Annotated in this window: 9 protein-coding genes; 2 read left to right on the top strand and 7 right to left on the bottom strand. The window is 42.4% G+C overall.

Translation table 11 applies throughout. From position 1 onward, the window contains the following. Positions 1-24: 24 nt before the first annotated feature. From IPI59_07185 to IPI59_07170, 4 genes are all read right to left on the bottom strand, one after another. Positions 25-804, bottom strand: coding sequence for a calcium-binding EGF-like domain-containing protein (locus tag IPI59_07185; protein MBK7527322.1), 780 nt, complete (start codon positions 802-804; stop codon positions 25-27). 76 nt (positions 805-880) lie between these two features. Further along, on the bottom strand, positions 881-1,186 hold the full coding sequence (locus tag IPI59_07180; protein MBK7527321.1) for a rhodanese-like domain-containing protein: 306 nt from the start codon (positions 1,184-1,186) through the stop codon (positions 881-883). Positions 1,187-1,270: 84 nt separating this feature from the next. Next, on the bottom strand, positions 1,271-4,036 hold the full coding sequence (locus tag IPI59_07175; protein ID MBK7527320.1) for a T9SS type A sorting domain-containing protein: 2,766 nt from the start codon (positions 4,034-4,036) through the stop codon (positions 1,271-1,273). 83 nt (positions 4,037-4,119) lie between these two features. Next, positions 4,120-5,022 (bottom strand): PASTA domain-containing protein, encoded by a 903-nt coding sequence (locus IPI59_07170; protein MBK7527319.1) that lies wholly within the window; start codon positions 5,020-5,022, stop codon positions 4,120-4,122. A gap of 377 nt (positions 5,023-5,399) precedes the next feature. Between IPI59_07170 and accB the strand changes: the two genes are divergently transcribed. Both accB and accC read left to right on the top strand, forming a co-directional pair. Then, positions 5,400-5,939 (top strand): acetyl-CoA carboxylase biotin carboxyl carrier protein, encoded by a 540-nt coding sequence (gene accB, locus IPI59_07165; protein MBK7527318.1) that lies wholly within the window; start codon positions 5,400-5,402, stop codon positions 5,937-5,939. Between the two features lie 235 nt (positions 5,940-6,174). Then, positions 6,175-7,530, top strand: a complete 1,356-nt coding sequence (accC, locus tag IPI59_07160; protein ID MBK7527317.1) for an acetyl-CoA carboxylase biotin carboxylase subunit — start codon at positions 6,175-6,177, stop codon at positions 7,528-7,530. A 48-nt stretch (positions 7,531-7,578) separates the two neighbouring features. Here the strand turns inward: accC and IPI59_07155 are convergent, their stop codons facing one another. The 3 genes from IPI59_07155 to IPI59_07145 all read right to left on the bottom strand — a co-directional run bounded on the left by IPI59_07155 (position 7,579) and on the right by IPI59_07145 (position 13,678). Beyond that, positions 7,579-11,697 (bottom strand): CotH kinase family protein, encoded by a 4,119-nt coding sequence (locus IPI59_07155; protein MBK7527316.1) that lies wholly within the window; start codon positions 11,695-11,697, stop codon positions 7,579-7,581. 144 nt (positions 11,698-11,841) lie between these two features. After that, a complete protein-coding gene (locus IPI59_07150) occupies positions 11,842-12,327 on the bottom strand; it encodes a DUF3299 domain-containing protein (protein MBK7527315.1) in 486 nt (161 codons plus the stop codon). Then, positions 12,320-13,678 carry an ABC transporter permease gene (locus tag IPI59_07145; protein ID MBK7527314.1) on the bottom strand — a complete coding sequence of 453 codons (1,359 nt, stop codon included), beginning with the start codon at positions 13,676-13,678 and terminating at the stop codon, positions 12,320-12,322. Before IPI59_07145 ends, IPI59_07150 begins: the two co-directional genes overlap by 8 nt. Positions 13,679-13,697: the final 19 nt, after the last annotated feature.

Below are 13,697 nucleotides of genomic sequence, written 5' to 3'. Positions count from 1 at the left end.
ATTAGTTGCAGGTTGTTAATTTATTTATTGCGGCGAGAGGGTAACAGTATAGTCGCTGGTATCGGCTGCGGTGGTTATATGTCGGGTATATAGGGTTAAGATGCCCGTATTTACGTTGCGTTTTCCATTGCTAAGGCTGTAAATAGCGTTGCCGTTTGCATCTGTTTGCAAGGGAATTGCCCATTCCTGACTTCCGGTAACAACAGCATAAACAGTACTTGACAGGTTAAATAAATTGGCTACATTCATCCGATAAACCTTGTCGGCATTTTCAGAAATGGTGCATACAAATTCTATATTGGGAGAACCCGGTTTTTTTGCTATGCCGTTGTAGGTGCCTAAAAATTTTATCCGGATGAGTGTTTGACAATCGTTGCCCTCGTAGCCCAAGGCACATTTTTCGCAAAACTGGCCGCCGTAACCTGGTGGGCATTGGCAAATTGCTTTGCCGTTTTCATCAATCTGGCAAGTGCCGCCGTTTTGGCAAGGCTGGTTATAGCAAGGGTTATCTTGGCTGCAATCAATACCTGCGTATTGAGGCGGGCAATCGCAAAAGGCGTTTCCCTGATCGTCAATTTTGCAGTTTCCGCCGTTTTGACAGTTCAGCAAAAGGCAGGGATTATAGGTTTGGCAATTTGTGCCTTCGTAGCCAGGGTCGCATAAGCAGGTGGCAATGCCCAACTCGTCAATAGCGCATTCGCCATGCTCGCCACAGTCTAATTTTGAGCAAGGATTATTCGGTTCGCAAGCGACAATACCTAAGAGTAGGCTACACAATAATATGGTAAAAAAGGAATATTTCAAAACTTAAACAAATATATGAATATATTTAAAATGCGTGAGTTTTTTTGAGTTCTATGTTTATTTAGCAATATATTTCTTAGCCTCCAAATTTTTCGCGCCAGGCTATTACCCCGCCAATTAAGTTGCGAACATTGGTAAAACCTTGTTGCATTAAATATTGTTGGGCGTTAAAACTGCGCATACCTGAGCGGCAATGTACAATTATTTCGTCGTTTTTATGGTTGGCCAATTCTTCAATCAGGTAGGCAATACTGCCCAAGGGGTGTAATTCGCCGCCAATATTAAATTCGGTGTATTCAAAGGGTTCGCGCACATCAATTAAAATGGGTTTTTCGCCATTATCTAAGCGCGTTTTTAATTCTTCTACGGTTATATCGGTCATAATTTATTTTGTTCCGGATGTATGGATTGCTATTTTGTTATAAATTAATTTTATATGTTGCCGGATGGTTTTTTTATCCGGAAATTATTGCTTTATAAATTTTGCATTTGCCAAGGGGAAGCCATGCACATCATAAGTTTGCACGATGTATAATCCGGGGGCAAAATGCTCAATATTAACGATATTAGTTGTTTGCCCTATATTGGTATTATTATTGGTTTGCCAAACTTTGCGGCCTAAAAAATCGTATATTGTGATAGTTGCAGCCAGATTTGTATTAGGAAGGGCAGTTACTTGTATGGTTTTATTTGCCGGATTAGGAAACACTTGCAAATTTCCGGATAAATTTGTTTTAATATCCGGTTTTTGTTCAATATCTGACGGCGGTGTTGTTATGCCAACGTTTACATCGTTGGGCAAGGGTTCATCGTCTAAAATGGGGCGTATCATTAAGGATCCGGCCTGTATTGAAGGCTCCCAAAAACCGTTGTAATTGGTAAACAAATGTTGTTGAGAGTTTGTATTTCGGTCGAAGCCTATATTCAACAAGTCTTTTTCAATTTGGTAAAAGCCTACATAAATGGTGTCGCTTACCAAAATAGGTTGGTTAAGGGTATAGGTCCAAAAGCCGTTGGTAGCATTAAAATATTTTGGATAAACAACATATTGGGGGTCGTGGGGCTGTTCAATTTTGGGCGGATAGAGCAGTTGGTCGTTATTTGAATTTTGTTCGATTGATTTATAGACTACCGGAATAAACCCATTGCTGTTATTATTGGCATTATGGTTTACAAATCCAAACTGTATGGCCCGCAATGTGTCGGGGTTGTTTAGCACAAAGCGGTAAGCCAGCCTTGCCCCTTTTCCATACAAACCATAGGCTTGTTCGGCACTGCCGTCGTCGTAGGCAAAATAGTTAAAAAATGGCTGGTAATGGAACAGGGTGTCGTTTTGTTGCAATATGCCCGGGCCTTGGTTGTTGGCAATAAAACTTAGGGTTGTTTGCAGTACTACGCTGTCGCGGTTGGCAAATGCGGGGTTGTTGGCCAGGTTGGCCAGGTCGGTTTTAGCTTTCGAAATATTAACCTTGTCGGTTTGGGTTGTTTGGGTTGGAATATTGGTTAAACTTATGCCGCTTGTATAAGTTATTGTAGGCGGATCAAAGCAAAGGTCTTCTAATAAAAAGTCGGCAATTACGCCTACTTCTTCGTTGATATTATTGCGCAAAACAGGTTTTAGTGTGTCGGCAAATTGGGTATTTACGTGCTGTATAAATTGATTCCATGGCATTGCGGTGTAGTTATTCAGCAGGGTTTGTAGTGGTTGGGTTGGGGCTACGTCGCGCAACACATCCAATAGGGGGGCAATGTCTAATTGTATATAATCGAGATTCCAATGGTCGTTGCTTCCGGTAAGCGAAGCTTTGTTCCGGAAGCGGTACGAGAATCCGTTATAAAAATATTCAGCATCGGCAATAGTTAAATCGGCCTGAAAAAATGGGAATTGCTCGTTTAGCGGAGTTTCCGGAAGTTCAGAGATGTCGGTTGCCCACACTTTTTTCCAAACGGTATCGGCTACTTGGATAGTTTTGGGCGCGGTGGTAGTAATCAGGGTATCGGTAAAGCTTAGGTTGGGGTCGGTAACATCAACCCACGACACTATATTTTTGGGATGTTCAAACCAAATTAAGGTCAGGTCAATATAATGCAGCGAGTCGGTGGGCACTAATAAAGTAGCTGTATTGGGTGGTGTGGTTAGGGTATCTTTCCAAACAAATTTAGTTGTAGGGGTTATAATGGTATCAATAATGGTGGTATCTTTAACAATGGGGTAAGTTAGTTCAAGCATTAGGCTGTCGCCTGGTTCGGGGCGGTCGCCCAAGCCTTGTGGCTGGTAAAAAAAGCGCATATAAACAGTGTCGGCTGCGGTTGTATTTTTTACATCGGTAAGGCAAAACGGGCGCGCTGTTAGTTTATCGGCATAGCCTTCGGCAAGTGGTTGACCTATAGTTCCCTGGCTGTACGGTTGGCCAAAATTGTTTAGCCCGTCGAGGGTAGCTGTACCAATGCCCATGGGTTGCCAGGCATAATTTTGGTTGATATAGGCAAAATCGTCCATCCATTTTGTAGGATCCGGATAAACCAAACTGCCCGAAAAGTCTTCGACAAATGGCAAATCGTTGGTTTTAATACGCGGAATTTCAAAAATCCATGTTGCCACACATCCGGTTGCTTGTGCGGTTGAGCGCACGTAATACCAGCCGCTGTTGAGGTCAACTTTTTTATTTCCGGCCTTAATAATATCAATTTCTTTATTTTGTTGGTCGTAAACTTTATATTCTTTCACTTGAATATCAAACGATATGCGTTCAATACTGCCCAAAGTGCTACAAAATGCGGGTTTAATACGCCAGCCGGTTGCGGTAATTTCGGTAACATCCGGATTATTTAAACTGTATTTCAGGGTATGGGTTTTGCCTGTTCCATCTTTCACTTCAAAAAAGTAAGCGGTAGCTTCTAAATTCGTAAATTTAAAAGTATCGGCGGCAAATGTACCTTGATTTTGGCCGTTTATATAGTAAGTAAAATCGCCTTGTGCGCCCGTTATTTTAAGCGTCAATGCGCCGTCTTTTAATTTGCAGGTAGGCACGGTTATGTTTTGTAAACTTAAAAATACAGGGGTTTGACATAACGAGCTAAAATTTTGCCGATACCCCTTTTCTGCCACATTGCTGGGGTAGGCTATTTTGTTATTGGTAAGGGGCAACACATATTCTTGAGCTTGCACGGGTATTGTGCTGAGGGTAAAATATATAGTTGTTGCTAATAATAATAAAAAATAATACTTCATGGATTAAAGTAAATAGTAAAGCGCGGAATTTAAAGGTTAATTGCAGGATTAATACATTTAAACAAAGCTAATTTATAATTGGCTTACTTTTTATTTGTGGTGTCTTTAGCAATTGGTGTTTTATTATTGGCGCTGCCTGGCGTTTTGTTATTAGTTGCCGGTGCGGCGTTGCCATTACTTGCAGGGGGTGTAGGTATTAACGTAAGCGTATCGAAAGTATTGTATGCGTCTGGGTTGTCGCGTATCCAAAGTTCAACAGGCTCGCCAACTGCTACTAAACTGCCTGTTGGCGGACTTTGTCTTTCAACCAAGGCGCTTTCTTTGTCGCTTATACGGTCAATTTGGTTTACTTTGCCTAATAGTAAATTATAGCCCATAATGGTTGTTTTTGCCGCTTCAAAAGTTAGCCCCACTAATTCAGGCACGGTAACGCGGCTGTTATCGCCTTTTCCTAACACTAAATCAACACGTGTACCTTTGGCTATTTCGGTTCCGGGTTTAATTTCAGTGCCGTTTATTTTTACGGCTAAAACTGCGCCATCGGCAATATCGGGTCTATATTCAATATTACCAATCAGCAAGCCATAGCTGAGTAGTTGTTGCTCGGCGTTGCGGTGCGAGGCATCAATAATATCCGGAAGTTTAACTTTTGGTGCTGTTTTAGCATTCACTGTTAAGTACAATTTTCTGTTTTCTTTAACTTTTTCGCCCGGGTCGGGGTATTGCCCTAATACAACTTCGGGCGGTTCGGTAGCTACAAACGAACTGTCAATGATGGTAAAATCAAGTGATTGGTCGCTTAATAGTTTTTCAACATCTGTTAATGCCATTCCTTTCAGGTTGGGTACGGTAATGCTATCGCCGTGGTTTGTATAAACACTTAGCCCCCAAATGAATAAAAGTGCTAAAAGAAAAGTAAATAATACAATTAGCCCAAAATGAGTCCAAAAGGCAGCGGTTCGTATAAAACGCAAAAATTGCTTCATAAGTTGCTTTGTTTACGGCCATTTATGGTGGCTACCAACAAACCCGCAAAATTACAAGAAAATGCCAATACATAGGGCACAATTTAGCTACAAATTACAAAACAATGCCACAAACAGGTTTAAATAAGGTATCAAAATTATATTATAAAAAACCGGACGTACTTAACAAACTAATTCTTTAACCAAAGTACTTTTGGAGAATTTAAACGGGTTTTATGCTTTATAGATGATTTAAAAATAGCAGTCTGGTTCAATTTCCTAATTTTTCCGGAAACTTGCTATGTTACATCCCCCGGAATTTACCTATCTTTGGCGCTTGGTGGTTAAACCCCACTTTATAATCATTCTATATCATTCAATACATACCTGCTATATTTATGGATTTTGATCAAATTAAAGCCCTAATTGAGCTATTAAATGCCAACAATATTGGCGAACTTAAAATTAATAATGGTGATTTTAAAATAATACTGCGCAGCAATGCCTACGTTGATGCCATGTTTAAACCCGAAACTACCGTTATGACTGCCGCTCCACAACAAATGCCAGCATACTTTCCGTTCGCTGCAACAAATGCCATGGCCCCCCCAACACAAACCACTGCCGGTACCAATAATAACAACGCCGCTTCCTCAAGTCCAAATCAAACACCTTCTTCCGAAGAGGCCAAAGGCAATACCGTAATTATTCGGTCGCCAATGGTAGGTACTTTCTACCGCCGCCCTAAACCCGACCAAGACCCATTCGTTAAAGTTGGCGACGAAATTAAGCCAATGGATGTAGTTTGTACCATAGAAGCAATGAAACTCTTTAATGAAATTACTTCAGACATTAGTGGGCGTATTGTTAAAGTTTTTCCGGATGATAAAAGCCCTGTTGATTTTGATGCCCCCTTATTTGAAGTAGAGCCATCCTAAAACAAGTACCACTTCTTGTACCTGCTGCTATAAATCCGGATAAAATTAATTTATCGGCTATAAAATCAAAAAAAACATTCAATAACCAAGTATAACGCTGCTTTAAATCAATAAATAATCATAATTAGCTATTGTTACACGCTTTCCCTCACTTACATACCAGCAAGTTTCCCTCCAACCAAAACAAAAAATCTTAGCCTTTGCTTAATGGTTGCAGCACTTTTACCCCTTTTATATGTTTAATAAAATACTTATTGCCAACAGAGGCGAAATAGCCCTTCGTATAATATGTACCTGCAAAGAGCTGGGTATTAAAACAGTTGCCGTTTACTCAACTGCCGACCGCGACAGCCTGCATGTGCGCTTTGCCGACGAAGCCGTTTGTATTGGCCCACCAGCAAGCCGCGACTCTTATTTAAATATGCCCCGCATATTGGCCGCCGCCGAAATTACCAACGCCGATGCTATCCATCCGGGCTATGGCTTTTTAAGCGAAAATGCCGATTTTGCCGAAATTTGTAGCGACCTCAACATAAAATTCATAGGCCCAACCCCCGAACAAATACGCCGCATGGGCGATAAAGTTACCGCCAAACAAACAGCTTTAACGGCAGGTGTGCCCGTGGTGCCCGGCTCAGACGGCTTAGTGCCCGACCTTAAAACTGCACGTGGCCTGGCAAAAGAAATTGGTTACCCAGTTATTATCAAAGCTACCGCTGGCGGCGGAGGGCGCGGTATGCGCATAATTTGGAACGACAACGAGTTTGAACGCCTTTGGAACAGCGCACAAGCCGAAGCAGCAGCAGCTTTTGGCAACGATGGCTTATATTTAGAAAAATACATTGAAGAGCCTCGACATATTGAAGTGCAAATTGTTGGCGACCAATACGGCAAAGTTGTCCACCTCTCTGAACGCGATTGCAGTATTCAACGTCGCCATCAAAAATTGGTCGAAGAAGCACCCTCGCCATTTGTCGATGAAAAATTGCGCAAAAAAATGGGCGATGCCGCCATACGGTGCGCGGCCTCTATTGGCTACCAAAGCCTTGGAACTATTGAGTTTTTGGTGGACAAATACAAAAACTTTTATTTTATGGAAATGAATACCCGCGTTCAGGTTGAGCACCCGGTTACCGAAGAAATTATTAACTACGACCTGATACGCGAACAAATAATGATTGCTGCCGGCGTACCTATTTCCGGAAAATCTTATATGCCACAATTCCATGCCATAGAATGCCGCATTAATGCCGAAGACCCCTTTAACGACTTCAGGCCATCGCCCGGAAAAATTACCAATCTTTACACCCCCAAAGGCTACTGCACCCGCGTTGACACCCATATTTATGCCAACTATGTTGTACCACCCTACTACGACTCAATGCTGGCAAAGGTAATTGTGCGGGGCTTTACCCGAGACGAGGCTATTGCTAAAATGGCACGCGCACTCGACGAATTTATAGTTGAAGGTATAAAAACTACTATACCGTTTCATCAACAACTTATGAAAAACGAAGATTTTAAAGCCGGCAATTTTACCACCGCCTTTATGAACACCTTTGAACTTGATTACAGCAAACAACCAAAATAACCAATCGCTTAGCCTCGTCCAAGCAAATTAAAATAAATTATCATTCATTTATTTGCCCATTACATTTATGGCGATGTTGCCGGGTGTAGCGTTTTTCCATAACACTGTAACCGTATGGCTGCCTTGCCCTGTGGTAATGGTGCCGGCATCGGGCGGGGTAATTACCCACTCGTATTGCCAATAGGGGCGAAATTCGGTGGTGTAGGTAGCTGTGTTATTTTTGCAAATTTTTTCTAAGCCCTCGATAGTCAAGTTTTTGGGTGCTAACGGTGCGGTGCAACAATCGGCATCGTATTGGCTGCCGGGTGTGCCGCCATAACAGCCCGCTATCCAGTTTTTACCGTCGTTTGGGTTGTTTTTGGCCTTTTTGATTTGCAGGGTATAGCCTTTTCCATCCGGCTCGGTCGGAAAAGGTGCGGCATCATCATAACATAATGAGTATTGTAAAATGCCCGATGCATCAAACAAACGCAATATTTCACCACTTCCGGAGAAGCCAAATTTAAGCGGCCCTAACAGCGTTGTTATTGGCAAGTTGGCTACCTTGTAAATTGCATTAAATGCAGTTGTATCTTGCGCTAACACCAAAAAGGTTTGTGGCGCTAAGGTTATATTATCCGGAAAAACATATAGGTTGTCATTTTCATCGCGCAGTTTCCAGTTAGTAAGGTTTAAAGTATCAACAAATGAGGCGTTGAATAATTCTATCCAATCGGAGCAATTGGCAGCCAAAGCTGGGTTATAGTGTAGCTCGCTAACTACGGGCAGTTCGTTGCAAGGAGCGTAAGCCTTTCCGGGCGAGCCGCCTACGCATCCATCGAACCAGTTTTGCGGCAAGGCAGGGTTGGCATCGGGTTGGGTTAGCTCAAGGGTGCGCCCCCACCCATCGGGGGTACAAGGCCATGGAGCGGCATCGGTATAAGTTAGGTTTACTACTGTGTCGGCATTATTGCTTAGCACCAACAAACGTTGCTCTTTATTATTTAACGAAAAATTTAGCGGCCCCCAAACATTGGTAACCTCGGGGTATTGGGCTGCAAAGGCATTAGGATTTTGGCAAATAACTGCCCGGCCATTGGGTGGCAGCACCATTTGCGTGGGCAATATATTTTTTTCCCAAGCTTTTTCGCCTTGTATCACCCAGTCGGCCAAGTAAAGTGGGTTATCGCCGTAATTATGCAGTTCTAACCAATCGCCTGATGGGTGTGTCTCGTCTGGGTGGTAATTAATTTCTGAAATAGTTAATGGCGCGGGATATTCGGCTTCTCCGGCAAAATACGCCTGAAAATTAGTATTTTCGGTAATATTTGCAGTAAAACTGTTGCTTAATGGGTCATCAATAAAATTATTTACCCCCCAGTTTACAAAGGTATAGCCTGGGTTTGGTATAGCCGTAACCGTAATAGGTGCGCCATCAAAATAAACCCCCGCAAATGGCAAGGCGGGTGTTATGGTATTAATTTTAATTTTTCCGGCTCCGGCTGGGTATGCATCTACAACAATTTCAACTTGATTAAACAACTGCATATTGTTTTGCACATAGTTGCGGGCATATTCTAACCGATATTGGGTAAAATCATACATCACATTAATAGCGGAATTCCACGAGGTTGTATCAACAGATGCCCCCCAACCATAGCCATCCCAAGGCTCATACCCCGGATAATTCCATTTTTTAAAATGTCTTTCCATTTCGGGGCGCATTTGATTGGTAATTTTTTCTATTGCCTTTTTATTAAAATTGTCGGGCTGAAAGACAGTATTCATTAAATCGGCATAGCGGTTGGTAAAATAATTAGCATACATTGGATTTTGCAATAATCGCAACATCATTTCGCTGTGGCGGTTTGCCGCCTGAAAAATAGCCAATCCAAGCATATCGTACCCGTACCACCCTCCGGATGGGCAGCCCATTCCTAAATCGGTATCCCACAAAATATAACGCCAGCGGCCATTTGGGGTTTGGGGTCGCCAAATTTTTATATTATTTACATACCAACCTAACCAGTCAATATTAGCATAATAAGTTTCGGATATAAAATAGTCAGCCCAGTTTTCTAAATCGGCCATTTGGCCTGCTTGGGCAAACATTTCGGGGTCGGCCATATTGTTATTAGAAATAAAGTTGTATAGCTGTAAAAATCCTTGTTCCGAGCCTTCCATTACTTCGTAATCGTACCGAATTAAATCAACTGAATCAGGATTTACCCCTGTATTATTGGCTAAATATTGGTCGTCTTGTTTTTCGCGCAGGTGGTAAACGCCCCAGTATTGTCCGTTTAAATAGACCAAGCAAGTGTTGGTGGCCATGGTTTCAATGGCTAAATCTTTAACTCCCGTTTGCATAATATCATCGCGGGCATGGACGGTGTTCCAGTCTATGCTGCCGGTACGCATATTAAAATTGTCGAAGGTTTCAATATGCGGCTTATCCGGAAAAAGGGCGTATTCAATGGCAGGACTGCTTGTCCAATCGTATTTCCGGAAGGTTAAACCTTTTTGCGGAAAACCGCGCGCCCAATTGCCTTGTATGCGCAGTTGTCCGGACAAATTAAATTCTCGGTTTCCATCAGCGTTAAAATACTCAATATGGGCATCGCGCCAAGTATTTTTATCCCAAAAATTAGCGCCATAAAACGGAAAACTGCTAATATCTGCATTAGGCCCATAAGCGTAAATGCCATTATTCACATCAAACAAATCGTTAGGGTTTATGCTAACGGCAATTACCGGAACAGTACTGCTGTCGGTTATAAAATACGTATTTGCAACAGCTTCAGAGGGCAACATATTGGGGTCGGTGCTATAAGAACACGCCCTAATTACTTGTGTTGCGTCAATTGGTATAGGATTGGCATAAATAGTTGATGTTTGCACTGGGTAGCTTCCATCGGTGGTGTAGCGTATAACTGCCGACGGCGAAGGCGTACTTAGTTTTAATACTTGTGTCTTTTCATAATATCCGGCGGGTAACGAGTAGGTTGGCGGGGGTAAATAGCCAACAAAGCAAATTGCATCGTTATTGGTTTGCTGTGGCGTGGGTTGGGTAAACAAACAAATACCTACCCCCCCATCGGGTTGGCGACCTATGCTATGCCCTACTTGTAAACTTGGCACAAGTAATGAATCGACTAGGTTTAAGTCGGAGTCGAATAAATAAACAGTTTCGCCCGCGCTGCTAATTTTAAAATTTGTGTGTAGCCATTTGGGGTCGTTTTGATTAGGGTCGTTAGGGTCATAAAACCAATTTGGTACTTGTCCGTAAGGGGTGCTGCCGTCGGTAATATAAAAGCTTAGCCAAGGGGCAAGGCTTAAATCAGATGAGAAGGTTGGGCTGCTGTTGTGTACCTCAACGGACAACACATTTTCGCCTATTTTTAAAGCTGCTTCAAGGGTTGGCAGGTCTATAGAAAAAGCATCTATTGGCAACCCCTGATAGCCTGATGCCTCATGGTCGGGGCAGGCTTCGTCAAATGCAGGAGGAGTGCCTACCAAACCCCATCGGGCAATTTCTATTCCGTTGAGATAAGCCGCAAAAGCATCGTCAAAATCAATATGAAGCAAAGCTTTGGCAATTATTGCTGGATTTGATACTGTAAATTTTTTCCGGATATAGATGCCATATACCACTCCGGATGGATTAGTGGTAGGGTTTGGTTCAATTAAAGTAGCATCATCGGCATCGCCATAGCCAAACCCGCCGGGGCCGGCATTCCAAGTCAAGTCGTCAAAATCGGTGGCAGTCCAGTTAGTTGGTGGGGCTTGGTTATTAAACAACCATTGCCAGTTGTCGGTGGCATAAATAGCGGTACGCCATAGTCCGCTCGTAGTATCGGGCTCCGGTTTTAAGCTATTGCCCGATGCAAAAACAGTCAAATAATTACCTGCCTCAAGTGTTTGGTTGGGCAAAGCCCATTTATCCGGCTCATTGGGCGAGTCGGTTAAATAAAAATCACTTAGATTTATAGGGGTTATGCCCGAATTATAGAGTTCAATCCAGTCGTTTTCTTCTTTACCATCCTCGTCAATTAGTTGTTGATAGTTGGCGTTACTGGCTTCGTTTAAGTGCAGATTTTGTGCCATTAAAGGCACAAAATAAGTGCTACCACCAACTAACCAAATGCCTAAAATTGTTAGAATTAATATTAGGTGTAGTTTTTTTGCCATAACCTTCGTTTATTTGCTGTTAACTTGCTCAAAGGTACAAAAAAAACAAAAGGCTTAATTAATCCAACCAATTAGGAAAAAAAAATAAAATATCATTTTCTGGTTTGCGAAAACACCTTTAACAACACAAAAGTATCCGGATACTTACCATGCCGACGAAGGTTCGGCATCGCGTAAAATATAAAATAGCTGGTCGGGGTCGGTTTCGTTTAGTACTAATTTGCCTTTAAATTTTACTACATCATCTAATTTAAGCCAGTCGTAGCGTTTTTTAAGTTTAAGCAAAACAACAGATTCGGGGCCAGCGCCTTTGCCACCGGGTTTGGCACAAAAAAAACACGAGGCATAAGGCAGCCTTGACACTACTACCAAGCTGCCATCAATACTCAACGGAAGTACGTAGCCCGTTATAGTTACCGTTTTATTATTGTAGGCGCGTACATTGCCACCAAAAACAGGGCGGTAATAAGTCGTATCGCCCAAAGCATCGTACTCGCCAATTGCCTCAACATCGGTTAGCAACTCCCAAGTAATGGAGGTTTGTGCATAAGCGTTATGGCCTGGTAAAATGGGCAACTGAAAAGTTAAAAAAACAAGTGCAGCAGTGCACAAAAAAAAGATATTACGCATTGGCTAATGTTTGCGATAAATTAGTACGGTAAGCCCTAATCGCTGGAAGTATGGCTGCTAAAATGCCTATACAAAAGGCTATTAACACTAACCAAACTTCGCCGGGCGGTACATGAAAGGGTGAAAAATTAAAATATTGGTGTTGTGTGGCTGCATATTTAGCCAAAAAATAGGCGGTAATTCGCGCCAAAATTACCCCCGAAATCAAGCCCAAGACCGTTAGCCAGGCACTTTCTAAAAGGGTTATGGCGGCAACCTGCCAGGCGCGCGCGCCCAAGCAGCGCAGCAAGGCCAACTCGTAACGGCGCTCTTGCAGGGCATTATACAAGGCTACAAACAAACTGGCGCCGGCAATTAGTATTACTACAACGGCAAACGCTTGCAAGGCAAATAGGCCTACTCCAAGCTGGTTCAGTAATTTGTTTATTTCAATGGCGGGAGTTGCTGCCTGCATATTGGTTTTTTCGTTAATGGCGCGTGGTATATTTAGCAACGACAAAGGATTTTTAAACCCTACTAATAAGGCCGTTATATCGCGGTTGTTTGCTAAATTAGCAGTCGTATTTGTGCTGTCGGTTTTACTAAAAGAAGAAGCGCTTGAGGCATCATTTTCGTTGCGTTTGGTTCCTTGGATATTTTGCGCCGTTGTTGGTTTATTTTGATGCTTTATTATAGTGTCATTCACCTCCGGATTTTCTTTTTTTCCGGATATTTGTTGATGGCTTTCGTTTTCATCGTGCTCATGTAAGTCCCAAACGCTTTCTAAACTTGTTAAAATTAGTTGGTCGGCAACTGTACCCGAGGGGGCTAAAATTCCGGTAATATAATAGGGGTGCGTATGGTGGTCATCACCTTGTTCAAAAAAACCATGGCTACTTACAAGTTCATCCTTAAGTTTTAGGTTTAGGTTTTTAGCTGTGGTAGCCCCTACAACAGCCTCGAGGGGCGCATCCCACCATTTTCCGGATTGTAAAGCTAAATTAAAATGCGCTACATAATTGCTGTCTGTACCAACAATTCTAACGCCTTTGTAATTATCGCCATACGATAAGGGAATGGCACGCTTAACTGCCCGGTTTTGGGCTATCTTTAAGGCTTCGTGGTGAGGAATATTGCCGGTTGGGTAATCTATTTGATATAAAGCCGATAAAATTAACTGCAATGGGCTGCCCTTAGCCCCCACAACCATATCAATACCTTGCAAATTGCGCTCGAAAGTATTTTTAAGTTGGTGGTTTAAAATAAGCAACAGCGATATAATGCCTACGCCCAAGGTTAACAGCATCCAGCTTAAAGCAGCGGTAAGGGGTCGTTGCCATAAATTTTGCCAGCTTAGTTGCCAAAGATTCATCTTTTAAGTCAATACAGGT

The sequence above is a fragment of the Sphingobacteriales bacterium genome (assembly GCA_016706405.1).
In the GTDB taxonomy this organism is placed as follows: Bacteria; Bacteroidota; Bacteroidia; order Chitinophagales; family UBA2359; genus BJ6.
The sequence above is the reverse complement of the archived record's forward strand: the minus strand, read 5'-3'. Positions and strand labels throughout refer to the sequence as shown.